Origin of the sequence: Acinetobacter tibetensis (assembly GCF_023824315.1) — a bacterium.
GTDB lineage: Bacteria > Pseudomonadota > Gammaproteobacteria > Pseudomonadales > Moraxellaceae > Acinetobacter > Acinetobacter tibetensis.
Genome location: NZ_CP098732.1, coordinates 678014 through 704173, shown reverse-complemented (window position 1 = coordinate 704173; position 26160 = coordinate 678014). Strand labels below are relative to the sequence as shown.

The following is a 26160-nucleotide window of genomic DNA, read 5'->3' as shown; positions in this document are numbered from 1 at the left end:
AGGTGGCTTTTTCGAAACTCAATGATTTCTAAGCAAACAAAATATTAATTATTTTGTTTCATACACTGTAATTTCTACACGACGGTTTTGTTCACGACCCGCAGCAGTATCATTGCTCGCGATTGGTGAAGAAGAACCGTAACCACGTGCAGTCATACGTGAGCTTGCAATCCCTTGAGAGGATAAATAGTTCAACACAGAGTTCGCACGGTTTTGAGATAATGGATTATTAATCGCATCTGTACCAGTGTTGTCAGTATGACCATGAATAACAAGTGCAAGTTTGTTCGCTGTACCATCTTCACGTAATACACGCGCAACATCATTCAATGCTGTTTGGAAACGCGGTTGAATGGTTGAAGAGTTGGTTGCGAAGGTAACACTTGGCATAACCAAGTTAATCGAACCATCTTGGTTACGGTCTACATCAACACCGGTACCCGCAAGTTCTTCACGAAGACGTTTTTCTTTTTTGTCTAATAACAGACCAGCACCACCGCCCACTACAGCACCAATCGCTGCTGCTTGGCCCATTTTATCTTTGTCTGCATTTGAATAAGCAAGACCTGCACCCAATAATGCACCTAGACCTGCACCGATTGCCGCTTTGTCATATTCCATACCATTGCCAGTAGATTGACAACCTGAAAGAACTAACGCCCCTGCTACTGCTGATGAAATTAATAGTGCACGCATGACATGCCTCCATTTTGTGTGTTTTGTTTATGTTTGAAATGGTGTCCTAAAAACATGGCTTAGACCATTGATTTTTTGTAAATAATCGCTTGTATGGTTACATTTTGTAATAATCAATTCCAACTCTGAATGTACATTCATCACATTCCCTACATGTTTATTAAATCATGAGAGATAATTTACCCAATACAACGCTTGTTTTATTTTCAGAATTTGCAACTATATTCAATAACGATAATGGATGATTTTACTCAGGATTATTTTTTATATGTCATCTCAAGCAAACAAACAACCCATATTAAAAAAAATCACACGTGGACTCACTGTTGGCTCTGTCATGACAGGCAGCACTTTTTTTCATGGACCACCAGTACTCGCACTCGGTTTAACTAAATTAGTTAAACAATCGCAGAAAGTCGATAAAACCAATATTCAAATTACCAATAGCTGGTTAGGCGTCAATAACTGGCTCATTGATCATGTCCTACCCCATCTAAAATGGGACATTACAGTCGATAAAAACCTCGACTTAAGCATGCAAGGTCGTTATTTAATGACCTGTAATCACCAAAGTTGGGTCGACACAACAGTGAATCAATATTTTGGACTAACGCGTATGCCATTAACGCGGTTTTTCACCAAATGGGAACTCATTTTTATTCCCTTTGTTGGACAAGCCTTCAAAATTTTGGGCTTCCCGATGATGAAGCGACATACTAAACAAGAAATTGAGAAAAATCCTGAGCTTAAAACCCGAGACATGGAAGAAGCGCGTAAAGCCTGTGAACAATTGTTAAGCCAACCTTTTACCTTACTGAATTATTTGGAAGGAACACGATTCACTCCTGAAAAACATCAGCAACAAAACTCACCTTACCAAAATCTCCTTAAACCCAAAGCAGGCGGACTTGCATTGGCCTTGAATATTTTAGGTGATCAAATTGATGCGTTTGTGGATATGACGATTGTTTATCCAGATGGTGCACCAGGTTATGGCGAATTCTGGCTAGGTGAAGTGGGTCGTATTGCTGTGAATTTACGCAAAATCGAAATTCCTGACTGGGTTCTAGGCGGAAATTATGAAGATGATGATGAATATCGTGCACAATTCCAAGCATGGGTCGATCATCTCTGGACTGAAAAAGATCAGTTAATTAGTCAAATGAAAGCGCAATATTTAACAACTGCTGAAATGAGTACGGTGTAATCCTATGAAGCAGAACAAGTCAGTACCCAAATCAAAGTATCATCGTGTCGATCCACAGAGTTGGTCATTCAAACTCTATCTGATCTATGACACCTTCATGGTATTCCTGATCATTTTTAACTTGTTCTGCTTAGCTGCCAATTTTTTCTTAATGAGCAATATTGGTGGCTGGTTCCTAAATTCGATTCATTTAGATGAAGTACTCAATTTTTATCGTACTCATCTACATCCGTGGGTCATTACCACCGAAGCTTGGTTTATTTTGTTCTTAATTACTGAGCTTGTGGTGCGTTGGGTGATTGCTATCATTTATCGCCATCATCGCCGCTGGTTTTTCTTTCCGTTTATCCATTGGTATGAAGTACTGGCAATTATTCCACATCTGCGTTTCCTACGATTATTTCGTGCGGGGATTATTATTTTTCATCTACATGAATTGGGTTATAACGTTATTCCTGAATCCATTCAAAAAAGAGCAAAATTTTATTACCGTGTGATTATGGAAGAACTGTCTGACCGAGTGGTTATTACGGTATTGGATGGGGTAAAACATGAACTGAATACCAGTTCAACCCATAAAAAAATCATTCATGATTTGGTCGATCATCATCGCACCCTATTTGCTCAAGTTTTAGCAGAGCTGTTACAAGAGTCACTGGCAACGGAATTACAGCAACGCCAAACGTTGATTGCTCAAAATATTGGCGCCATTGTGAATCAAGCCATTGAAGATACCCCTGAACTCACTCAACTATTACGCTTAATCCCGATTGTCGGTGGGCGAATTGAACATCAAATCCAGAGCATTGGGCAACGTCTCGGAGAAAATATTACCTATGGAATATTGGATCCGCTGATATCTGGCAGCCCCGAACAGCCCAACCATACCTATAAACTGATTGCTGAAAAAGTCAGCGAATTAAATATTGATAATCAGGCATTAGAACAATTGGTTGAGTCTGCTGTATATGAAAGTTTGGACGCTATTCGCAAGCAAGTGAAAGTAAAACAATGGTTAGAAGACCTTGAAGAGCTCGATCAAGCTAAAGAATAAGCATTAAGATAAAAAAGTTACAAACTTGGCTAGAGAATTCAAAGAATTTGTTCTAGGATTTGCTCTATTTACAACATCGCTTCGGCATAAAACCAATAGCTTCGAAGTCTTAAGGATAAAATATGGCTGATATTCGGATCACCGGTAGAATGGTTAACTTTAGTAGATTAACCTTCGACACAAATGACCATAATGCCATTCGTCAACAACTGACCCAATTACTTCAAGACAGCACAACGCATGGTGCTCTGGTGATTTTAGACAGTACTGTTGAACAAGAGCTGATTGCCCTAATTCAACTGCTGCTCGATTTAGATTTACAACCCATGGCGGTGATTGAAGGTTTACTGGGGGATGAAGCACGTGCAATTCAATTTCCAGTACTCCCTGCCGACAGTAAATCGTTACAACGTATTAAAGCCACTCAAGAACAAGTGGTTGAAACGGCTGTGCAAGCACCAGAAGCAGCAATCGAAAATACACAAAAGGCATCTCCATTTCCACGTAATATTGGACATATTACCTCGTATCACGATGAAATCTTACGAACAGGCCAATGTTTAATCCAAGATCATGGCGATATTATCGTCAATGCAGGTATAAATAGCGGTTCAGAAGTAATTGCTTCAGGAAATATACATATTTATGGCAGTGCTCGTGGTAGAGTTATCGCAGGTGCTGGTGGAAACAGTGCTGCTCGCATTTTCTGTCACTCACTTGAAGCCGAATTGGTTTCAATTGCAGGGACATATTGTGTTGCCGATGATATTCCACCCCATGTCGTAAAGAAGTCCGTACACATTTATTTAAATGAAAACCAAGAGCTCGAATTCAAAGCTTTGGAATTTTAATGTATAAATAAACACCAAAACCCCGCTAATTAAAGGGGGGATTTACCATAACAGGAGTGGATTCGGTGGCGAAAATTGTTGTCGTAACATCAGGCAAAGGTGGCGTAGGAAAAACTACGACCAGTGCATCTTTTGCAACAGGTTTAGCCCTTCGTGGTCACAAAACTGTTGTTATCGATTTTGACGTAGGTTTACGTAACCTTGACCTCATTATGGGCTGCGAACGTCGTGTTGTGTATGATTTTGTGAATGTTTTAAATAACGAAGCACGATTACAACAAGCACTTATTCGTGATAAAGATATTGAGAACTTATACATTTTACCGGCATCACAAACGCGCGATAAAGATGCGTTAACCGATGAAGGTGTTGCACGTGTAATGGACGAATTATCTCAAGAATTCGATTACATTATTTGTGATTCTCCTGCGGGGATTGAGCGTGGTGCAATTCTAGCCATGTATCATGCAGATGAAGCGATTATTGTGACCAACCCTGAAATTTCTTCAGTCCGTGACTCTGACCGCATTATTGGCATGTTAGACAGTAAAACTAAAAAAGTAGAACAGAATGAAGGACGTATACGCAAACACTTGTGTATTACTCGTTTTAATCCTGAACGTGCAGACAAGCAAGAAATGCTCACCATTGATGACATTTCGAAAGACATTTTACGTGTACCTACACTGGGTGTTGTGCCTGAATGTAAAAGCGTTTTACAAGCATCTAACGAAGGTAAACCTGTCATTTTGTTCCAAGATGCAGAAGCTGGACAAGCTTATGAAGACTTGGTTGCACGTTTCCTTGGTGAAGAACGTCCTTACCGTCACATCACAGTCAAACCTAAAGGCTGGTTAGCACGATTATTTGGAGCGTAAATATGGCAGGCTTCTGGAGTAAATTATTTAGTAATGACGAAAAACCTTCAAGTGCACAAATGGCAAAAGACCGTTTGAAAGTCATTGTTGCTTCTGAACAAGGCTTAGGTAAACGCTTAAGCCAAGATAAAATTGACCAAATGAAAAAAGAGATCATGCAAGTGGTCAACCGCTATGTTCGTGGGGTCGATGAAGAACATATCCAAATGTCTGTTCGCTCAGAAGCGAATATTGAAATGTTGGAGATGAATATCAATTTGCCTGAAGAGCGATAATCTGAAATCTGATTAGTCAAGCAAATGGATTCAAGGCAAAATAGCGTCAGCTATTTTGCCTTTTTAGTTTGAAAAGAATATACCAAGGAGTTTGCGATGGCATTATCTCAGCCAGCAACGTTTAATGAAGAATGGTCGGATGAGCGCGTTTTTGCCTATTTAAATCAGCTTCCTCCTGCAGGAGTTAATGCTGACTTTCATGTTCTTTACCACGCATTCAAACATATGCGCCCAACGGACTACCAACGTTTGTTAACTCAATTTGTCGCAGATGGTCGCAATGTCAATGCAACCAATCCGCAAGGTCAACGGATTCATGATGTGATTGCTGAATACCCACGCCAATGCGATGGATTCTTAGAAGTCTTAGCAAAATTTGCTTAAGCCTTAAAGCCTACCTTGTGTAGGCTTTTTTATGATCTTCAACCTAAAAATTAGAACAATAGCTGCATCAGCAATGGGAAGCTCAATGCGAATAAAAGGGTTTGTAAGCTAATAATGGCTGCCATGAGTTGACTGTCCCCTTGAAAATAGCGCGTTAAAATATAAGATGCCGACGCTGTGGGTAAAGCAAAGAAAACCACCAAGACCGCAATATGTAAGGGTGCTAAGTCAAATCCTTGTGCCACAAAATAAGTCAGTATAGGTACCCCAACTAACCGCGATACACTATTTAACATGACACGGCCGAAATCGGGCTTGAGCTGACTAAACTGTAACGCCGCTCCGACTGAAATCAGACCTAATGGCAGACTGCTACTCGCTAATAACTTCAATAATTGCGATATGCCCTCTGGCATCAACAAGCCAGAGCAATTAAATACGATACCCAATAAGCAAGCAGCAATGAGCGGATTCTTTACAATCGACATCAGCGTAAAACGCAACTGTCCCTGTGCACTTTGGGTAAATGAGCAAACCGAAACAATATTGACCAACGGAATTGCCACAGCAATGATCATAGAGAATAATTGCATACCTGTTGTGCCGAACATTAAGCTCATCAAAGAAAGCCCAATATAGGTATTGAATCGAATCTGGCTTTGAATATAAACCCCAAAACGATGCACTGGAATGTGGAAATAAAACTTCAGTGCCCATAACAACACACTGATCAAAATAATGACCACGATCAATGCCATGTAAAGCATGAGCATAGAACCTAAATCTAGCTTTACGCTAGAAAGATTGCTAAACAATAAAGCTGGGAAAAGAATGAAATAATTTAATTTTTCAGAGTTTGCCCAAAACGCCTCCTGCAAAAAACCTGTCCGCTTAAACACATATCCCATTCCTATCAGAAAAACCAACGGAAACAGTGCCATGATTATGTTCATTCATTTCTTCCAATTACTGCACATTAGTCAGCTTTGACTCATTTTGGAAACAGAATATAATCCTTATTCTTCCTCATAATAAAATGAGTATTTACTCATACTCTCAAATGACTTTTAGCCAACTTGAAATCTTTTTACTGGTTGCTAAACATCAAAGTTTTAGCAACGCAGCCAAGCAACTCGGGATTTCTCAATCTGCGGTTTCGCATGCCATTAAAAGTCTGGAGCATTTTTGGCGTGTACAACTGTTTAGCCGTGAACAAAATAAGGTGGTGCTGACCGCGATAGGACAACAGCTTCGTATCCATGCACAAGAAATTTTAAATACAGCACAAGTCATGCAACAGCAAGTTGCCGCAACACATGGACTACAACAAGGTACTTTAAGAATCGGTTCATTTGGGGCATCCGCATCGATTCATCTTCTGCCTGAACTACTGCAAGCCTTTAGAACCGAATACCCTCGAATTGAAGTTTTTGTTGAAGAAGGTACAGACGATGAAGTCACGCAATGGATTTTGAACCAACAGGTTGATGTTGGATTTGCCGTTTTACCCAACCATCAATTGGATACTTTTCCATTGATTAAAGATATTTTTATTGCGCTTATTCCCAATTCTTACCCTATTGCGCAAATGAGTCAGGTGGATATTACCCAGTTAAAATACTATCCTTTTATTTTAACCAAGGCAGGCAGCCAGACGCATATTGAAAAACTCCTCAAACAATATGACATACAGCCCAAGATTCAGTATCAACTGTCGCAATTATTAACGATTCTGAATATGGTCAATCAGCATGAAGGCATTTCGATTGTGGCGGATATGGCCATGACGCCAGAGCTGCTTGCACTACATCCGAATGTTGTCAAAAGACCCTTACTGCCGAATACACAACGTGAAATTGGACTCGCAGTCCGTAATCAAAAGCTGATCAGTCCTGCCACACGTGCCTTTATTGAGCTAGCACAAACCATGTTCTATTATTAAATTGAACCGCATAAAAAAGCCTGCGCTCAGGCAGGCTTTTAATAGATGAGCACTACACGAGGATATCCCGCTTACCGTTCGCGCCCATCGCACTCACAATCCCATTTTCTTCCATCTGGTCGATAATACGTGCCGCACGGTTATAGCCTAAACTGAACTTGCGTTGTAAAGATGAGGTCGAAGCTTTACGCGTTTCTAAAACAAAGGCCACACATTGATCATACAGAGCATCACGGTCTGAACCTCCATCACCATCTTCAAAACCACGTGAAGTCGGCTCTTCGTCATACGGAGTCAAAATTTCATCGATATAATCTGGATCACCACGCTCTCGCCATGCATCACAAATTCGGTTGACTTCATCATCGGAAATAAAGGCACCATGCACACGTTCAGGTTCAATTTTACCAGGCCCTAAAAACAGCATATCGCCATGACCCAACATATCTTCCGCGCCACCTGCATCCAAAATGGTTCGAGAGTCAATTTTGCTGTTTACACGCAATGCAACGCGCGTAGGAATATTCGCTTTAATCAAACCTGTAATGACATCTACGGATGGGCGTTGGGTCGCTAACAGCAAATGAATACCAGCAGCACGCGATTTTTGTGCCAAACGTGTAATCATTTCCTCAGCTTTTTTACCCACCTGCATAATCATATCGGCAAATTCATCTGCCACAATCACAATCGAAGGTAACGGCGCCAAGCGTGGTGCGCGCTCACCCACAACAGAGTCACTGGCTTTCCATGTCGGATCAATTAGGTCTTCCCCATTCGCCAATGCTTCTTCAACCTTACGGTTATAGTCCGCCAGTTTACGAATTTTAAGGAATGACATGAGCTTGTAACGACGCTCCATTTCATTCACACACCAATTCAATGCACTGACAGCATCTTTCATGTCTGTCACGACAGGGGTGAGTAAATGTGGAATATCATTGTAGTTGGCCAGTTCTAATTGTTTTGGGTCAATCATAATGAGGCGCAATTGATCGGGTGTATATTTCAACAGCATCGATAAGATCATCGAGTTCACAGCAACAGACTTACCTGAACCTGTGGTACCTGCAACCAGCATATGTGGCGCCTTACCTAAATCGGTAATCACAGGATTACCCGAAATGTCTTTACCCATGGCCATTGAAAGTAAACCCGCTGGATCGCGATAAGTCGGTGTTTCCAATAATTCGATAAGACGCACCATTTCACGTGCACTATTTGGAACTTCAATTCCAATGTAAGGCTTACCCGGAATTACTTCTACTACACGCACCGAAGCCATCGACATCGAACGTGCCAAGTCCTTCGAAATATTGGTGACTTTAGAGGCTTTAACCCCAGGTGCTAAATCCAATTCGAACCGCGTCACGACAGGTCCAGGTTGAGCTTCCATTACTTTGGCTTTAACATTGAACTCTTGCAATTTAATTTCTAGTAATTCTGAAAGACGTTCCAATTGTTCAGCAGTGAAGTTGACTTTTTTATTCGGATCGACACGATCGAGCAAATCCAATCCAGGTAGCGTAGACAAATCACGACGTTTTTGTGCGACCTGCATAGCACGAGACATGGGTCGTCCTGAAGCATCCGTCAATGGTGCATCAAAATCAAACTCATCTTCCTCTTGAGGTTTACCTGCAGTTTCTTGCCAAGCTTCAATGAAGGCCTCTTTTGACAACTCAGCTTTGCTCTGTTCAGTAAAACGCTCTGACACCTCTACAGCAGTGTGCTGTATTGGCGTTTGAACAAAGGCTGATGATTGTGCATAAGAAGATGCTGTACGCTGCTCGACCACAGTGGACTCTGCATGTTGTTCTTTTGCATCAAAATCATCCAGAAAACGATCTAATTCATCGTTCAATAAGCGTGCCTTAACAGCCTCTTCTGCAACCCCTGCTACAGCAGGCATACTCAAAATTGAAGCATCTACTACAGCGAGATCAGGTATTGTTGTAGACTGAATAGCTTGAACTTCGCTACGTTGGAATGGGCTATGTACATCCGAAGCCACCTTACCACTAGGTACCGCAGCAAGTAGCTCATCAAAAATCTCATCATCATCCCAATCAAGATTATTTTTGACTGGTTTTGGAGAAGGTTCAAGTTGAACATCAACAGGATATTGACGCTCTACGACAGAATTGAAATCATGCTTAGGAATAACTGTTTCATCTTCAGCGGCTTTTAATAATGCCTCAATATCTTGTTTATGTAGTTGATCATTATTGGTATTTAAGGCACGCCAAACTTCACCTGTGGCAATAGTGCGCTGGCTGTCTTGTTCAAGTTGATGCGCTTTGGCGATGGTTTTTTCAAACTCTTCATCGTCGTCTAAATCGAACTCATTCGGTTGATTCAATTGAGACTCTTTCTGTACCATATCATCAAACAAACGCTCAGCCGCCACACCTGCAATAAATGGTTGTTCCACAGGGGCTTTAGATAGATTGGTATCCTCTAATTCGGTTTGATTTGAGACTTTACTTGGTGCGACTGCAATCACCTGTTTTTTGACTTGAGGTGTGGTACGGTCAAAATCAGATTCACTCTCTGGTACATTTTTATAAAATAAATCTTGTAAATACGCAGGCGTAGCTCGCAAGGTATCCCATGTTTTGTTCCACTTTACCCCAAAGGCCAAAGTAAATAACACCAGCCAAAACACAATTAAGAACAGCACAGCGCCATAAATAGTCAGAAGTTGGCTCAGGCTTTGCCCCAACTCATAGCCAATAATGCCACCAGAGGCATTGGCTAAAGTATCCGCAGGCACTTCCCAAAATAAAAATAATAAGGTTGCTGTCGCCAACAAAATAAAAAATTGGGCCGCATAACGAAATGGTCGGTTCAGAAAACTGCGCGGCCACCACACCTGAATTGCTTCAATAAATAAGAAGAGTGGGATGAGCAGACTTGCCCAACCTAAAAATCCAAACAATAAATCTGAAATCCATGCTCCAGCGACACCACTTGCATTGGAAACCTGTTGGGTATCACTGGAGATATGCATCCAACCTGGATCAAAAGGTGTATAAGTGACTGTTGCAAGGAACAGATAAATCCCAAATGAGACTAAAAATAATGTCATCATTAAGCGCTGTGCATAAGCACCTGACACCGCAGTCATACTCTGTCCTGTAAGCATTTTTTCATTCATGTTTTTTTGGAAAACAACCTGAATTTGTTTCTTAATAAAACCTGATATTATGCACCTGTTCACGTAAAAAAGATGCAAGATTATGAGGGCTTGTTGTTAACTTTATTCTATATAGCTCAAACCGATTTGCATGATCAATATTACCCACATTGAACACACACAACTGTTATACACTTTCACGTATAATTTCATAAATTTTGAAAGAAAAAAAGGATGTCGCGAATGAGCGCTCGTCACTCACGATTAATTATTTTAGGTTCGGGTCCTGCAGGTTACAGCGCTGCAGTTTATGCTGCACGTGCCAATTTAAAACCAATGCTGATTGCTGGCTTACAATTGGGTGGTCAATTAACCACGACAACGGAAGTGGATAACTGGCCGGGTGACCCAGAAGGTTTAACGGGTCCTGCTTTAATGGAACGTATGCAAGCCCATGCAGAACGTTTTGGCACAGAAATCGTGTATGACCACATCAATGAAGTTGACCTGAGTGTTCGCCCATTTGTTCTTAAAGGCGATATGGAAGAGTTCACTTGTGATGCACTGATTATCTCAACGGGTGCAACTGCACAGTATTTAGGCTTAGAGTCAGAAGCAAAATTCATGGGGCAAGGCGTCAGTGCTTGTGCAACTTGTGATGGTTTCTTCTATAAAAACCAAAAAGTCATGGTGGTCGGTGGTGGTAATACCGCAGTCGAAGAAGCACTCTACCTGTCTAACATTGCTTCACACGTGACGCTTGTGCATCGTCGTGACAGCTTACGTTCAGAAAAAATCCTACAGGACCATTTATTTGAAAAAGAAAAAGAAGGCAAAATTAGCATTCTTTGGAACAACCAAGTTGATGAAGTCTTAGGTGATAACACGGGTGTAACTTCGGTACGCTTAAAATCAACTGTAGATGCAAGCACACAAGATATTGATGTCCAAGGTTTATTCGTGGCGATTGGTCACAAACCAAATACAGGCATGTTTGAAGGTCAACTCAACTTACGTGATGGCTACATTCAAGTGCAAAGTGGCACCTCTGGCAATGCGACTGCAACCTCGGTTGCAGGTGTATTCGCAGCAGGCGACGTTGCAGATAGCATTTACCGCCAAGCAATCACTTCAGCAGGTTCAGGCTGTATGGCTGCACTTGATGCTGAAAAATATTTAGATGCGCTAGGTTCATAATCTTTTGCATCTATTAAAACCGTCCGAAAAGGGCGGTTTTTTTATGTATGATAGCGTAAAGAATAACTCCCTGAACTCAATCATGCAGCATACTTTAGCACCGTCCGAATACTTATTTCCCGATCCGATTGATTCAGATCCAGAAGGACATGGACTGATTTGCATTGGCGCAGATCTCTCCCCCTCTACCCTCTTTGAAGCCTATACCCACGGTCTTTTTCCATGGTTTTCTGAAGGTGAACCTATTTGCTGGTGGTGTCCCGAGCCGCGCTGCATTATTCGACCTGAGCAATATCATCCGAGTAAATCCCTGCTGCGGAATATGAAAAAGCATGACTATAAAATCACCATTAATCATGCTTTTGAATCAGTCATTCGCTCCTGTGCCCTGCCTCGCAGTTATGCAAATGACACGTGGATTTCCGAAGATATCATTCAAGGTTATTTAGGTATGTTTTCAGCAGGTTATGCCTATAGTGTGGAAGTGTGGGAACAGGATCAGCTTGTCGGTGGGCTGTATGGTGTGAGCATCGGCAAAGGCTGCTTTGGCGAATCGATGTTCAGCATCCGTACTGACGTGTCTAAAATGGCATTTTATACCCTGATGTTGCTTGGGCAAGAAAATCAGTTAGCTTGGATTGACTGTCAATTGGTGAATGATCATTTGCTTAGCCTTGGCGCTTGTACAATTTCTCGACAAGCGTATTTAAATTCGTTACAAGATATTATAAAACAACCCTCTCTCGATTGGAAAAAGTATCAAGAGGGTGTATTTTCAAGTAAAAGAATAGCGTTATCTTCGCAATTAATCGAATGAAAACAATAGAGGGATCTTTATGAATTCATATCACCCGAAGTCCCTGTTAAATGATTTACAGTACTATATTACGCCACCGCATGAATGCAGTTATCTTGAAAAGAAATCTGCCCGTATGGTTTTTCTAGATCCTGCACATCGGATTGATGTCGTGACCTTGTCTGAACTTTCACGCGTTGGTTTTCGTCGTAGTGGAGACTTTGTTTACCGTCCCGAATGCCATTTATGTCGTCAATGCTTGTCTTGTCGCGTTCCTGTCCAAGAGTTTCAAATGAACAGCAAGCAAAAAAAAGCTTGGAAACGCAATCAAGATCTGACGGTGAAAATTACTCAACCGAAAGATGCGGGTGATGTACATTATGCTTTATATGAACGCTACATTCGTGAACGCCATGCCGACGGTGATATGTTCCCCCCTAGCTACGACCAGTTTGAAAAATTTCTGATTCATACCTGCACTGAAAGTTTTTTTCTGGAACTGTGGAAAGATGAGCAGTTGCTCTGCGTTTCGACCTGTGACCAACTTGATGATGGTCTGTCTGCGGTATATACCTTTTTTGACCCCGATGAAAATCGCCGCTCATTAGGGGCTTTTGCCATCATGAAACAAATTGAATATGCACAACAACAGCAATTGGACTATGTCTATTTAGGTTACTGGGTGCCACATTCCAATAAAATGAATTATAAGTCGCAATACACGCCACTAGAATTATTGCTCGATGGGCAATGGCGTCGTATTAATCGCTCACTCAGTGCAGAAGAGATTCAACTTTTGGGAAACTCATTAATGACCACACTCCCCTCTGGTTGGAACAATTCAATCATTAAATAAGCTTGATATTTTGATGGAGTCGATTCACCCCATCGCATAAGTATTTAAATCATGATTTGAATAACTGAGAAAAATCGTCCGTACAAGCTTTAACCATAATAATGGCATGCTCACGCCCACCATTTGAGCTTGGATAATAATTTTTACGCAAATCAATCTGATGGAAACCTGACTTCTCATACAGAGCTATTGCAGCTTGATTGCTTTCCCGTACTTCCAAGAAAATTTGCACGGGTTGATTCTTCAGTAAAGCAATTGACTCATCTAAAAGCCGATAACCCAAACCCTTGCCCTGCTGATTAGGATGAATCGCCATCAATAATAAATTTGCTTCGTCCAAAACAGGTTGTAAGATACAAAAACCAACCACCTGCCCTTGCTGTTCAATCACGGTACTGTGATAAGAATCTATCGATTCTTTAAATTGTTGTTCCTTCCAAGGATGGGTTTGAACCAGTTGTTCAATTGCGGTCACTGCCGCGAGATCAGAGGGATGCATTGAACGTATCATGTGTAGAAACAACTTTTTAATTCAGTCGCTTATATTATAAAACATCAACTCACAACACAAATACAAAAAAAGGGCAATTTTGTTTGCCCTTTACAATATAAGTACTCGAATCAGAATCCCAATTTTAGTTTCCATTCTGCCAATAACTGATCTGTATTGCTATCATTTGGATGAAAATTAGGGCGGAAGAAATCTAATAGCTCAGGAATTTGGCGAGTGATAAAACCTTTACCGCCATACATAAATTTCAACATGCGCTTACTGTCTTTCAATGTCAATTTCCCGTCAGTTTTCATTAATTGAGCGGTAAAATAAGATTGTGTTATAAAAATGAGTGTCATAGCAAGAATCATGGCTGTTGCACGCATTGCATATGCTTTCAGACCACGCCCATACATTGCTGTATAAACATCAAACACAACTGCTTTATGTTCATTTTCTTCAATTGCATGCCACATCCATAACTGATACATGGTTTTATTGTTAAAAATGGCCTGAACATCTTCATTTTGTAATAATTCAGCAGCAATGACTGCGGTAAAATGCTCTAACGCACACGTTCCTGTTAAATCAATCATTTCCTTGCTAAAACCAAATGGCTTTAGTAATTGAGCAACGACTTTTGTGCCTGTTTTAATGACTTTTGCTGTCTGATTTTCCATCGTTCTAACATCATAGCCATATGCTTGGGCAGAAGAATTAAAAGCCAAATGCTCTTTAGAATGCATAGCCTCTTGGCCAATAAAAGCACTGATTTCCTTTTGTAAATCAAGATCACTGAGTTTTGGATTTTTGCGTACCGCACGAGTACTATCCACAAAAAACTGCTCACCTTCAGGAAATAAGGCAGATAATGCCGTCATAAAATGCGTAAGTCCCGCATCACCGCCTGCCCAATAACGTGCCACTTCACCAAATTCAAAATCCATGCGACGAACAGGAAAACTTGCACCCGCACGATTTGAAATATTTACTTTAGCATTCATCCTGAGACTCCTACAGACCCATAAGGTCTAACTATCTTTATGTTTGTTTTTTCTTAATTCTAATATTACGGTTTTCACCACAAGCGATAAGGGCAGATAAGGTCAAGGAAGTATCAGTTAAGGACAGTTTTACAGGTGAATTGTCTAACAATTTTATGATTCTATTTTTATCTCAATAGAAACCTATTGATCTATCGGTTGTATGGGTACACGAAAAAAATATCTCATGCAGAATAGAAAAGTCTGGAATTTATACATTTTATAGGCATAAAAAAAGCGCCCCAAAGGAGCGCTTTTTTCACACAATAAGTGATTATGCAGTTACTTTCGCAACAACACCAGCACCAACTGTACGACCACCTTCACGGATCGCAAAACGTAGACCTGGGTCCATTGCGATTGGGTGGATTAATTCTACTGACATTTCAACGTTGTCACCAGGCATTACCATTTCAACGCCTTCTTGTAATTGGATTGCGCCAGTTACGTCAGTCGTACGGAAATAGAATTGTGGACGGTAACCGTTAAGGAATGGAGTATGACGACCACCTTCTTCTTTAGAAAGTACGTATACTTCTGCGTCGAATTTAGTGTGTGGCTTGATTGTACCTGGTTTAGCAAGTACTTGACCACGTTGTACGTCTTCACGCTTAGTACCACGAAGAAGAACACCACAGTTCTCGCCCGCACGGCCTTCATCAAGAAGTTTACGGAACATTTCAACGCCAGTAACTGTAGTTGTTTGAGTATCACGGATACCAACGATTTCAACTGATTCGCCTACTTTCACGATACCAGCTTCTACACGACCAGTTACTACTGTACCACGGCCAGAGATAGAGAATACGTCTTCGATTGGCATTAAGAATGCTTTGTCGATAGCACGTTCTGGTTCTGGAATGTAAGAGTCAAGCGCTTCAACAAGAGCAAGAACTGAAGACTCACCGTACTGACCAGCATCGCCATTAAGCGCAGCAAGAGCAGAACCACGGATAACTGGAGTGTCATCACCTGGGAAGTCATAAGTAGAAAGAAGTTCACGAACTTCCATTTCTACTAATTCAAGTAACTCTTCGTCGTCAACTAGGTCGCATTTGTTTAAGAATACGATGATGTAAGGTACACCAACCTGACGTGAAAGAAGGATGTGTTCACGAGTTTGTGGCATTGGACCGTCAGTCGCAGCACACACAAGGATCGCGCCGTCCATCTGAGCAGCACCAGTAATCATGTTTTTAACATAATCGGCGTGGCCCGGGCAGTCTACGTGCGCGTAGTGACGGATTGGAGAATCGTATTCTACGTGTGAAGTATTAATTGTAATACCACGTGCTTTTTCTTCAGGAGCAGAGTCGATTTGTGAGTAATCTTTCGCTTCACCGCCGTAAGTTTTTGCACAAATAGTTGCAATCGCAGCAGTTAAAGTAGTTTTACCATGGTCAACGTGACCGATTGTGCCCACGTTTACGTGTGGCTTATTACGTTCAAACTTAGCCTTAGCCATTTGATTTTCCTTTTTAAACTACTCATGCAGGATTACTGCATGAGCAACTGGTTATTAACTAAAAAATTAGTTTGGGCTTATAGTAATCGAAAGATTACTCGTCGTCACCTTTTTTACCGCCAGATTGGAACTTAGCGATAATGCCTTCCGCCACGTTACGTGGAGTTTCAGCGTATTTAGCAAATTCCATAGAGTAAGTCGCACGACCTTGAGACATAGAACGCATTTGAGTCGCGTAACCAAACATCTCAGCCAATGGTACTTCAGCTTTAATTGCTTTAGTTCCACCAGGTAAATCGTCCATACCTTGAACCATACCACGACGACGGTTTAAGTCACCCATGATATCGCCCATGTAGTCTTCTGGAGTTTCTACTTCAACTTTCATGATTGGTTCAAGCAAGATAGGGTCTGCTTTCATGAAACCATCACGGAATGCGTAAGAACCAGCCATTTTGAACGACAATTCGTCAGAGTCGACATCGTGGTAAGAACCGTCAAATAATGTCGCTTTAATACCCACAACAGGGTAACCAGCCAAGACACCATTCTTCATACGTTCTTGAATACCTTTATCAACCGCACCGAAGAATTCTTTAGGTACAGTACCACCTACAACTTCTTCAGCGAATTGGTATTCTTTACCAGCTTCTTCAACATCCATAGGCTCTAAACGAACATATACATGACCGAATTTACCTTTACCACCTGTTTGACGAACGAACTTACCTTCTTGCTCAACAGTCTTTTTGATTGTTTCGCGGTAAGCAACCATTGGTTTACCAATGTTCGCTTCAACACCGAATTCACGCTTCATACGGTCAACGATGATGTCAAGGTGAAGCTCACCCATACCAGCAATAATGGTTTGACCAGATTCTTCATCTGTACGAACGCGGAATGATGGATCTTCCTTAGCCAAACGACCTAAAGCAATTGACATTTTTTCTTGGTCAGCTTTAGTTTTTGGTTCAACAGCCAATGAAATTACTGGCTCTGGGAATTCCATACGTTCAAGCGTAATGATGTTTTTCTCATCACATAATGTATCACCCGTTGTAACGTCTTTAAGACCTACACACGCTGCGATATCACCTGCACGGATTTCATCAAGATCTTGACGTTCGTTCGCATGCATTTGCACGATACGACCGATACGTTCACGCTTAGATTTAACTGGGTTATAAACAGGATCACCTTGTTTAAGAACACCAGAGTAAACACGTACGAATGTCAAGTTACCTACGAATTTGTCGTTCATGATTTTGAACGCTAACGCAGAGAACGGAGCTTCGTCAGATGCTTCACGAGATGCTTTAGTTTCAGCTTTGTCGTCAAGAACACCTTCAATTGCTTTAACTTCTGTAGGAGAAGGTAAGAATTGAATTACAGCATCCAACATACGTTGAACACCTTTGTTTTTGAACGCAGAACCACAAAGCATTACTTGAATTTCAGATGCTAATGTACGAGCACGTAAGCCAGCGATGACGTCTTCTTTAGAAAGATCGCCTTCTTCTAGGTACTTGTCCATTAATTCTTCTGAAGCTTCAGCAGCAGCTTCAACCATCTTGGTACGCCATTCATTAGCAGTATCAACGAGGTCAGCTGGAATATCGCCGTATTCGAACTTCATACCTTGAGATGCTTCATCCCAGATAATCGCTTTCATTTCGATAAGGTCAACAACACCTGCAAACGTATCTTCAGCACCGATTGGCACAACGATAGGAACAGGATTACCGCCTAAACGAGTTTTAACTTGTTCAACAGCACGGAAGAAGTTTGCACCAGTACGGTCCATCTTGTTCACGAATGCTAAACGAGGCACTTTATATTTGTTAGCCTGACGCCATACAGTTTCAGACTGAGGTTGTACACCACCTACCGCACAGTAAACCATGCACGCACCGTCAAGAACACGCATAGAACGTTCAACTTCGATTGTGAAGTCTACGTGTCCCGGTGTATCGATTACGTTGATACGGTGTTGTGGGAATTGGCTACTCATACCTGACCAGAAACAAGTTGTCGCAGCAGAAGTAATGGTAATACCACGTTCTTGCTCTTGTTCCATCCAGTCCATTGTTGCTGCACCATCATGTACTTCACCAATTTTGTGAGATACACCTGTGTAGAACAAAATACGTTCAGTCGTAGTTGTTTTACCTGCGTCAATGTGCGCAGAGATACCAATGTTACGGTAACGAGAAATTGGAGTTTGACGAGCCATGATTTCTAGCATTCCTAAATTTTGTTGTTAAAACAGGACGCTTTAAGCTGCTTAGCAACTTAAAGCGATTTGATGACAATTATGTGAAAACATAATTGTCATTGTCCTGATTAAGGCCTGTTTTATCCGCTTAGAAACGGTAGTGAGAGAAGGCTTTGTTGGCTTCAGCCATACGGTGCACATCTTCACGTTTTTTAACAGCTGCGCCTTTACCTTCAGCTGCATCAAGCAACTCACCAGCAAGACGTAAAGCCATAGTTTTTTCAGAACGCTTAGCAGCAGCATCTACTAACCAACGCATAGCCAAGGCAGTACGACGGGATGGGCGCACTTCCATAGGTACTTGATAAGTAGCACCACCAACACGGCGAGCTTTTACTTCGACCATAGGACGAACTTTTTCAAGAGTAGTCTCGAAAAATTCAACTGGGTCTACTTTGTTTTTTTCTTGAACGCGGTCTAAAGCACCGTAAACGATACTTTCAGCAATAGATTTTTTACCATCTTGCATTACGTGGTTCATGAATTTAGCGATTGTTTGGCTACTGAACTTAGGATCCGGAAGGATTTCACGAGCAGCAACTACGCGACGTCTTGGCATTTTAAACTACCTATAGATATGACACTTCAGGTTAATCCAGCAGTGGTACAAAGTGTCATGTACCTTCGCTGGCCTTACTACACGTCGCTTGAATTTCACAAAATAAATGCAGAAATCAGACAAGCGAGACGATAAAGGATTGCAGTTCTAATGAACTAAGATTTTAATCTCGAAAGATTATTTCTTAGGACGTTTAGTACCGTATTTAGAACGTGACTGGTTACGATCTTTCACGCCAGCACAGTCTAAAGAACCACGAACGGTATGGTAACGTACACCTGGTAAGTCTTTAACACGACCACCACGGATAAGAACAACACTGTGCTCTTGTAGGTTATGGCCTTCACCACCGATGTAGCTAGAAACTTCAAAACCAGAAGTTAAGCGAACACGGCAAACTTTACGCATTGCTGAGTTAGGTTTTTTAGGTGTAGTTGTGTAAACACGTGTACAAACACCACGACGTTGTGGACAAGCCTTCAACGCAGGAACTTTAGATTTTTCAACTAAAGTCGTACGACCCTTGCGGATCAACTGATTTGTTGTTGCCATATGGCAATTCTCCCGTTAATAAAAAGCCCCAAAAAATACTACTTTTTGAGGGCATGCAATTGTAAGTCAAGATGCAAAAATGGTCAACATTCGAGAGCCCTTTATCCGTAAACCATCTTGCTTTTCTTAACGTTTTTTGAACAATTTTCGAGATTTATTTTTCATTGGGCGGGATTGGCTTTTTTGTAACCCTTTTTGTAGGTACCTTACGTGGACGCTTTGCAGCCACTATTGGCTCTGCCAAAGGGTTTTCAATTTTTTCCGAAACACCATCCACAATAACCTCTATAGCATCACTACTTGAGGTTAATGCAGGCTGTTGAAGCTTTACTTCTGCCCGTGGTTCAACCAAATGATCGGCCAATTTTTCTAAGCCTTGCTCAATTTTCTGTTGCTGCTCAGCTTCATGGCTTGGTTTTGGCGTAGTTTTTTTCTTTACGTGAACTTTGGTAATATTTTTATTATTTTCCAATGTGGTCTCAACTACAGCATTGATAGACTCTGCCTCAAGTAAACTTGGTTGAACCGTTTCGGTAAATAGTTTTGGTGTCGCTTGTGACAATAACGTCAATGAACGTTCATAGGCAGTGACCACTGAGAGTTCAAGGTCTTTATGTTGCTGGATATATTGACGTGCTTGAGCAAAAACCACTTGTGCTTTTTGATTGACATCTTCTATTAGTTTCCAACTATATACTGCACTTAACGTTGCACTTGCAACAGGTGTCAATTTGCTTAGGAAGCTATAGTTCGGGACTTTATTCATCCAAGCCCATTTATAATCGCCCTGCTCATTATGTAGCCATTTTCTAAGCATTTCAATGTCATTGCTTGAGCCCAATAAATACTGCAACTGCCCAATATCATGTGTTTGCAACATTTTAGACACGGTTTTAACCGCCATTAATAAGGCTTGCTTCTCTGCAATAATTCCTAAATCAATTTGTTTGAAAATAAATTGAATAATTTCTTGTTCAGTATCTTTATTCAGCTCAAAGCCATAAGATCGCCCGACCTGATAAATGGTTCTCAGTGACAAAATTAAAGACAATGGAATATCGACACTTGAGCCAATGGTTCCCGTTGCCCCTGTAAGCAGGCCTTGTAAAGAGGCAATCCATTTATTTTGTTCTGCTAAAGCCTGACTAATGCGTTTAGAACGATCAATATCTTGCGTTAAGCTTTCCAGATCACGTACCCCGGCCTGATCCAAAACATCATCGACAGAACTGATATCTGAACTAAAGGCATTCAGTTTTTCAAAAAAATAGTCGCTAATTTTATCGGTATATTGTGGTGCAACAAAATTCGCCACATTATTCGCTTTTGAATAATGACGCCCTAAAAGTTGTCGGGAAACTTGCGGAAAATGTTCTCGTAAAATCTGCTGTGCATCTTGATATTTTTGGGTCTCAAAAGCAGATTTAGAATGTGCTTTCCCCTCAATAAACGCTGAATTTCCCGCGCCTTGCGGATAAGCTGAAATAGAGCCTGGTGCAACATGTTGCAAAACATCGATTCCAGTTTGGCTGAGCTTTTTAGCCACTCCAAAGGCATTTGAGAGGAATCCTGTTGATTGTTTATTATTAGCTTCTGTCATTCTTGACCCTTCTTGTTCAATTCTTTCATTTCTCGCTAAATACTAGGTATAGTCTAAGTTTATCTCAACATCAAACTGTTTCTTTTAGTTAAGAACTTTGCCTAAATTCACTTTTTTCCTTTCTTCCAAATACACATCATATTTGCCATAAGAATTCAAAATTCTTTCTGCTATCATGATTGCAAATCAAACATATGAAGACTTGTAGCATAAAGGCTCTCCCCTGATTGCATACAGTCATGCGAAATATCACCATATAAGGGATCTGTAGATGAAACGTGTTGTAATTACGGGTATGGGTATCAACTCATGCATCGGTAACACTTTAGAAGATGTCACTCATTCATTGCAAAACGGGATTTCTGGAACACGTTTTAACCCGACTTATGCTGAACTTAATTTCAAAAGTCACATCAGCGCAGCAGCAGAACAAAATTTTGACCACATTGACCGCAAATTAAAACGCTTTATGGGCGTATGTGCAATGTATGCGTATAACGCTGCAGTTGCTGCGGTAGAAAATGCTGGTCTGACTGCAGAGCAAATTGGTGGCAATCCTCGCTACGGTATTGCAGGTGGTTCAGGTGGTGGTTCAACAGCATCTGTCATCGAAATGAAAGAATTGCTCGACACTAAAGGTGCGCGTAAAGTTGGTCCTTTCTTCGTGCCACGTAACATGTCGAACACCATCACTGCAAACGTCGGTGTGGCATTTAAAATGCAAGGCGTTGCTCATACCATTACTAGCGCTTGTGCAACCTCTGCTGATGCAATTGGTTATGCCTACAACCTGATTCAATTGGGTAAACAAGACTTAATGCTGGCAGGTGGTGGTGAAGAAGATCACTGGTCTCAAAGCTTGTTGTTTGATGCGATGGGCGCACTTTGCTCGAAGTACAATGACACGCCAGAAACAGCTTCTCGTCCATATTCAGCAGACCGTGACGGTTTTGTCATCGCTGGCGGTGGCGGTTTCGTGGTGCTTGAATCGCTTGAACACGCTCAAGCACGTGGTGCCAACATTTTAGCCGAAGTAGTGGGTTATGCTGCAAACAGTGATGGTGCAGACATGGTTGCCCCATCTGGTGAAGGCGCAACACGTTGTGTACTTATGGCGCTAGAAGAAGCAAAACAACACGGCGTAGATAAGATTGACTATGTGAATACGCATGGTACGTCGACACCTGCGGGTGACGTGACTGAATTATTGGCAATGGAACGTGCATTTGGTGAAGGTCAAGTTCCTCCACTTAGCTCGACCAAGTCAATGACAGGTCATAGCTTGGGTGCTGCTGGTGTACAAGAAGCGATCTACTCAGTACTGATGATGCAAAATGACTTTATTGCACCAAACATCAACGTGACTGAACTAGATGAAGGCGCAAAACCATTTGATATCGTGCTTGAAAAACGTGACGCAAAATTGAATACTGTGATGAGTAACAGTTTCGGTTTTGGCGGCGTAAATGCATGTCTCATTTTCAAAAAGTGGGAAGGCTAAGCCGCCCATTTTAGGGTGACTTGATGGATGCTCCTTCTGATGCTTTCTTGTGGGTAAAAGCATTACATATTATTGCCGTGGTGTGTTGGTTCGCTGCATTGTTCTACTTACCACGGCTCTATGTTTACCATGCCATGAGTGATGATGCCGTTAGTCATCAACGTTTCGAGGTCATGGAACGTAAATTGTACCGTGGCATTATGTGGCCATCGATGATTGCGACATTGATCACGGCACATTTTTTGGTGGATTGGGGTGATGCAACGCGCCACTACCATGAAGCATTATGGTTTTATCTGAAAGTCGGCTTGGTTGGACTGTTGGTGATTTACCATTTTGTCTGCGGTTATTACCGTAAGAAATTAATTGGTCACGCACATTACAAGTCACACAAGTTCTGGCGCTTCTTTAATGAAATGCCGACCCTAATTTTATTTGCTGTGGTGATTTTAGTCGTAGTCAAACCGACATTTTAAAATCCCACAATTAAAAAGCCCCGATTGATTCGGGGCTTTTTAATGTCTGTAAAAAATCAACAGCACAGCTAAAGATCAGCGCTATGACCGTATCCAAGCTTGACGAATTTTTAAATTGAGCGGGGTCGAATAATACTTTTCAATCGCCCAACTCAAAATAAACACTGCGATAAAATAAACAGGCAACAACATCAGCTTTTCAGCCGCTACAGTTTCTTTGGGGAAATACACCACTTTCATTAAGCCGAGAATAATCAAATGAAACAGATACATTTCATAGCTACGCTGTCCAATCCAGACCAAACTCCGTGCCGCGTATGAGACAGGTTTAACTTTGGGATCTTGGGCAAAACAAAATATCAGTAATGCTGTAAGTAACGCAAATACACTGATACCCCATGTACTTACCTCTTTGATTGGTGCATAAAAATATAAAGCGGTCATCAGAAACGCTGTTACTACAACAATCATTTTTTGATTGTAAATTGCACCTTTAAAATGCTGTACATACATTGCGGTGAGGCAGCCAATCGCAATGCCATCAAAACTAGAAAAATAGTGATACAGATAAGCGCCGCTTTCCTCGCCAAAATGTAAAGCACGAAAATACGGAGCATAAGCGATTGCCGCGAGTAAAAAAACAATAAAGCCTTTGCCTCGACCAAGCCCTAAACACAGTACAGGAAATACTAAATAGAAAACCTCTTCAACCGATAAAGACCACAATACGCCCAAAGCATAGTTGACCCAACCGTATTTGATAATCAGTAGATTCATCCAGAAGCTAAAAGCGGAAAGGACAGTCACAGCATAGGACACCTCTACGCCATTGGGCGACTGATTGAGAAAAGGTTGTAATCCTAAACTCCCAAGCACACTGACCAGCGCTACCAATAACACCAGACACGGCATAATTCGGGCAATACGACGGATATAAAAATCTTTCAGCTTAATCTGCGCCAAAGACCCGCTGCGCTGCAAGGTATGTTGGGTAATCAAAAAACCCGAAATGACAAAAAACATGGTCACACCATAGTTGCCATTCCTTGCAATTAAGCTACTGAAGCTTTCGCCCCCAATTGGGATGCCGAGAAAGGTATCGTGTAATTTATATGGAATATTAAAATGGTGAATCAATACCAAAAGGATGGACACGCCGCGCAGGATGTCGATTTTATAATTACGCATAAACCGTTGTTAAAATTTTAAAGTGCTTCATTAAAAGTTAAACCACCTGATTTAAACAGCTTTTATGCATAAAATCATACAATTATCTAACACTCCATTAGCATCTATTTATTCAGCTCAAACAAAAAGAAAGCCCTGCTTACGCGGGCTTTCTCTCAGATATCGCTAGTGAAGGATCAGTTTTACTTAGCTATCGAGTTGCTGTCTTAACATACGTTTTTTCACACGTGGTAAATACAACACACGATAAGTAGTGGCCAAAATAATTAACCACACAGGGCTAATGATTAAGGCACGTAAAGTATCAGGTTCTAAACTTAAAATGACCAAGGTAAAGAAAAGGAAAATCAATACCACATAAGACATCCACACCCCACCTGGCATTTTAAACTTCGATTGTGCATGTAATTCAGGACGCAGTTTACGGTAGCGTAAATAGCACACCATAATGAGTCCCCAAATACTGATAAATAGAATTACACACAATGAACTTGCTAAGGTAAAGGCTTCCACCGTGTTCGGCACGAAATACTGTAGCGCCGCACCAGCCATAATAAAGATGCAAGAAAATAACAAGCCTTTGGCTGGAACAGCACGACTAGATAATTCACCCAAACCTTTAGGTGCTTGACCATCGCGAGATAAGCCAAACAGCATACGACTGGTCGAAAACACGCCACTATTCATCGAAGACATGACGGAAGACAGTACCACCAAGTTCATAATGATGGCAGAAACGGGAATACCCGCATGTAAGAATAAGCTCACAAATGGGCTTTGATCCGCTGGAATCTGATTCCAAGGTGTTACTGACATCACAATAAATAACGCCAACACATAGAATAAAATGATTCGGGTTGGAATTGCATTCACCGCTTTCGGTAAGTTTTTTTCTGGATCTTTGGCTTCAGCCGCCATGGTTCCAATTAATTCCACACCCACAAAAGCAAAGAGTGCAATCTGGAAACCTGCCAAGAAACCACTGGTACCTTTAGGGAACATTCCACCATTTGCCCAGACATTGCTAAAGCTGGCAACTGAGCCTTGTGGTGCTTGGAAATGGCTGAATACCATAAAGCCGCCGATGACAATCAAGCCTAAAATGGCTAAAATTTTGATCAGTGCAAACCAAAATTCGATCTCACCAAAGAGCTTGACGGTTAAAAGATTCAGTCCAAGTACAAACAATACACAACCCGCACTGATCAACGCTTGCCCTATGGGCGTAAACGCCATATCGGGCGGTAACCAGAAATTCAGATAATTAATAATGGCAGCAAGGTCAGCTATACCGACCAAGACCCAACCTAGCCAATACGACCAGCCGATATAATAGCCCGCTGCAGGACCTATTAAATCGTGTGCCATATCGATGAAAGATTTGTAATGCAGATTGGAGAGTAGAATTTCACCTAATGCACGCATAAGGAAAAAGAACATACCACCAATGATCATATAGATCAGTAAAATTGAAGGTCCAGCGAGGGAGATGGTTTTCCCTGAACCCATAAATAAACCTGTACCAATAGCTCCGCCAATTGCAATCAATTGTAAATGACGATTAGAGAGCTTGCGTTGCAACTCGTGGGTCGCTTGTTCAGCTTTTGGCTCACGCATTGTGGTCATAACTCAACATCCTTTTTTAATTCCTTTATATGACTTAACCCAGATCTAGCTCCTCTCGAGCAATAACATTGATCTAGGGCTAAGCCCTTATCCTTAACAATGTAATC

General features: G+C 41.4%; 24 protein-coding genes. 12 read left to right on the top strand and 12 right to left on the bottom strand.

Going from position 1 to position 26160, the window contains the following annotated elements; translation table 11 throughout:
- Positions 1-48: 48 nt before the first annotated feature.
- A complete protein-coding gene (locus tag M5E07_RS03385; protein WP_116762028.1) occupies positions 49-696 on the bottom strand; it encodes a YiaD family glycine zipper/OmpA-like lipoprotein in 648 nt (215 codons plus the stop codon).
- Positions 697-964: 268 nt separating this feature from the next.
- Between M5E07_RS03385 and yihG the strand changes: the two genes are divergently transcribed.
- From yihG to M5E07_RS03355, 6 genes are all read left to right on the top strand, one after another.
- On the top strand, positions 965-1903 hold the full coding sequence (gene yihG / locus M5E07_RS03380; RefSeq protein ID WP_252221912.1) for a 1-acylglycerol-3-phosphate O-acyltransferase, YihG family: 939 nt from the start codon (positions 965-967) through the stop codon (positions 1901-1903).
- A gap of 4 nt (positions 1904-1907) precedes the next feature.
- Positions 1908-2957 (top strand): preprotein translocase subunit SecA, encoded by a 1050-nt coding sequence (locus M5E07_RS03375; RefSeq protein WP_252221909.1) that lies wholly within the window; start codon positions 1908-1910, stop codon positions 2955-2957.
- A 122-nt stretch (positions 2958-3079) separates the two neighbouring features.
- Entirely contained in the window at positions 3080-3808 is a 729-nt protein-coding gene (minC, locus tag M5E07_RS03370; protein ID WP_116762022.1) for a septum site-determining protein MinC, read from the top strand.
- Positions 3809-3873: 65 nt separating this feature from the next.
- Positions 3874-4686 carry a septum site-determining protein MinD gene (gene minD, locus M5E07_RS03365; protein WP_016167269.1) on the top strand — a complete coding sequence of 271 codons (813 nt, stop codon included), beginning with the start codon at positions 3874-3876 and terminating at the stop codon, positions 4684-4686.
- A gap of 2 nt (positions 4687-4688) precedes the next feature.
- Positions 4689-4961 carry a cell division topological specificity factor MinE gene (gene minE / locus M5E07_RS03360; protein ID WP_116762020.1) on the top strand — a complete coding sequence of 91 codons (273 nt, stop codon included), beginning with the start codon at positions 4689-4691 and terminating at the stop codon, positions 4959-4961.
- Positions 4962-5057: 96 nt separating this feature from the next.
- Positions 5058-5345: a PA4642 family protein gene (locus M5E07_RS03355; RefSeq protein ID WP_252221905.1), complete on the top strand. Its 288-nt coding sequence runs from the start codon at positions 5058-5060 to the stop codon at positions 5343-5345.
- Between the two features lie 50 nt (positions 5346-5395).
- Here the strand turns inward: M5E07_RS03355 and M5E07_RS03350 are convergent, their stop codons facing one another.
- The gene (locus M5E07_RS03350; protein ID WP_252221902.1) at positions 5396-6286 is read right to left on the bottom strand and encodes an AEC family transporter; all 891 of its coding nucleotides are present in this window, start codon (positions 6284-6286) and stop codon (positions 5396-5398) included.
- 119 nt (positions 6287-6405) lie between these two features.
- Here M5E07_RS03350 and M5E07_RS03345 point away from each other — a divergent pair, with 119 nt between their 5' ends.
- Complete coding sequence (locus M5E07_RS03345) at positions 6406-7287, top strand: LysR family transcriptional regulator (RefSeq protein ID WP_252223669.1); 882 nt, start codon at positions 6406-6408, stop codon at positions 7285-7287.
- A gap of 52 nt (positions 7288-7339) precedes the next feature.
- Here M5E07_RS03345 and M5E07_RS03340 read toward each other — a convergent pair whose 3' ends face one another.
- The gene (locus tag M5E07_RS03340; protein WP_252223667.1) at positions 7340-10417 is read right to left on the bottom strand and encodes a DNA translocase FtsK; all 3078 of its coding nucleotides are present in this window, start codon (positions 10415-10417) and stop codon (positions 7340-7342) included.
- A gap of 252 nt (positions 10418-10669) precedes the next feature.
- Here M5E07_RS03340 and trxB point away from each other — a divergent pair, with 252 nt between their 5' ends.
- The 3 genes from trxB (at position 10670) to M5E07_RS03325 (ending at position 13275) form a co-directional block, all read left to right on the top strand.
- Entirely contained in the window at positions 10670-11623 is a 954-nt protein-coding gene (gene trxB, locus M5E07_RS03335) for a thioredoxin-disulfide reductase (protein ID WP_016167275.1), read from the top strand.
- Between the two features lie 82 nt (positions 11624-11705).
- Positions 11706-12440, top strand: a complete 735-nt coding sequence (gene aat / locus M5E07_RS03330; RefSeq protein ID WP_252221899.1) for a leucyl/phenylalanyl-tRNA--protein transferase — start codon at positions 11706-11708, stop codon at positions 12438-12440.
- Positions 12441-12459: 19 nt separating this feature from the next.
- On the top strand, positions 12460-13275 hold the full coding sequence (locus M5E07_RS03325; RefSeq protein WP_131324904.1) for an arginyltransferase: 816 nt from the start codon (positions 12460-12462) through the stop codon (positions 13273-13275).
- Positions 13276-13324: 49 nt separating this feature from the next.
- On the opposite strand, the gene rimI is transcribed toward M5E07_RS03325, so the two are convergent.
- The 7 genes from rimI to M5E07_RS03290 form a co-directional block, all read right to left on the bottom strand.
- Positions 13325-13786: a ribosomal protein S18-alanine N-acetyltransferase gene (rimI, locus tag M5E07_RS03320; RefSeq protein WP_252221895.1), complete on the bottom strand. Its 462-nt coding sequence runs from the start codon at positions 13784-13786 to the stop codon at positions 13325-13327.
- Positions 13787-13896: 110 nt separating this feature from the next.
- Positions 13897-14772: a metal-dependent hydrolase gene (locus M5E07_RS03315; RefSeq protein ID WP_252221892.1), complete on the bottom strand. Its 876-nt coding sequence runs from the start codon at positions 14770-14772 to the stop codon at positions 13897-13899.
- 313 nt (positions 14773-15085) lie between these two features.
- Entirely contained in the window at positions 15086-16276 is a 1191-nt protein-coding gene (gene tuf, locus M5E07_RS03310) for an elongation factor Tu (protein ID WP_116763782.1), read from the bottom strand.
- 94 nt (positions 16277-16370) lie between these two features.
- The gene (gene fusA, locus M5E07_RS03305) at positions 16371-18509 is read right to left on the bottom strand and encodes an elongation factor G (protein WP_116762744.1); all 2139 of its coding nucleotides are present in this window, start codon (positions 18507-18509) and stop codon (positions 16371-16373) included.
- 130 nt (positions 18510-18639) lie between these two features.
- Entirely contained in the window at positions 18640-19110 is a 471-nt protein-coding gene (gene rpsG / locus M5E07_RS03300; protein WP_016167282.1) for a 30S ribosomal protein S7, read from the bottom strand.
- 177 nt (positions 19111-19287) lie between these two features.
- Positions 19288-19662: a 30S ribosomal protein S12 gene (rpsL, locus tag M5E07_RS03295; protein WP_002050319.1), complete on the bottom strand. Its 375-nt coding sequence runs from the start codon at positions 19660-19662 to the stop codon at positions 19288-19290.
- Positions 19663-19816: 154 nt separating this feature from the next.
- Positions 19817-21262: an EcsC family protein gene (locus M5E07_RS03290; RefSeq protein WP_252221889.1), complete on the bottom strand. Its 1446-nt coding sequence runs from the start codon at positions 21260-21262 to the stop codon at positions 19817-19819.
- A 271-nt stretch (positions 21263-21533) separates the two neighbouring features.
- Here M5E07_RS03290 and M5E07_RS03285 point away from each other — a divergent pair, with 271 nt between their 5' ends.
- Together M5E07_RS03285 and M5E07_RS03280 are read left to right on the top strand one after the other, a co-directional pair.
- Positions 21534-22763: a beta-ketoacyl synthase N-terminal-like domain-containing protein gene (locus M5E07_RS03285; RefSeq protein ID WP_116762748.1), complete on the top strand. Its 1230-nt coding sequence runs from the start codon at positions 21534-21536 to the stop codon at positions 22761-22763.
- A 23-nt stretch (positions 22764-22786) separates the two neighbouring features.
- Positions 22787-23239 carry a CopD family protein gene (locus M5E07_RS03280; RefSeq protein ID WP_005011820.1) on the top strand — a complete coding sequence of 151 codons (453 nt, stop codon included), beginning with the start codon at positions 22787-22789 and terminating at the stop codon, positions 23237-23239.
- Positions 23240-23320: 81 nt separating this feature from the next.
- On the opposite strand, the gene M5E07_RS03275 is transcribed toward M5E07_RS03280, so the two are convergent.
- Positions 23321-24427, bottom strand: coding sequence for an acyltransferase family protein (locus tag M5E07_RS03275; protein WP_252221886.1), 1107 nt, complete (start codon positions 24425-24427; stop codon positions 23321-23323).
- Between the two features lie 186 nt (positions 24428-24613).
- Positions 24614-26044, bottom strand: a complete 1431-nt coding sequence (locus M5E07_RS03270; protein WP_171304986.1) for an amino acid permease — start codon at positions 26042-26044, stop codon at positions 24614-24616.
- Between the last annotated feature and the right edge of the window lie 116 nt (positions 26045-26160).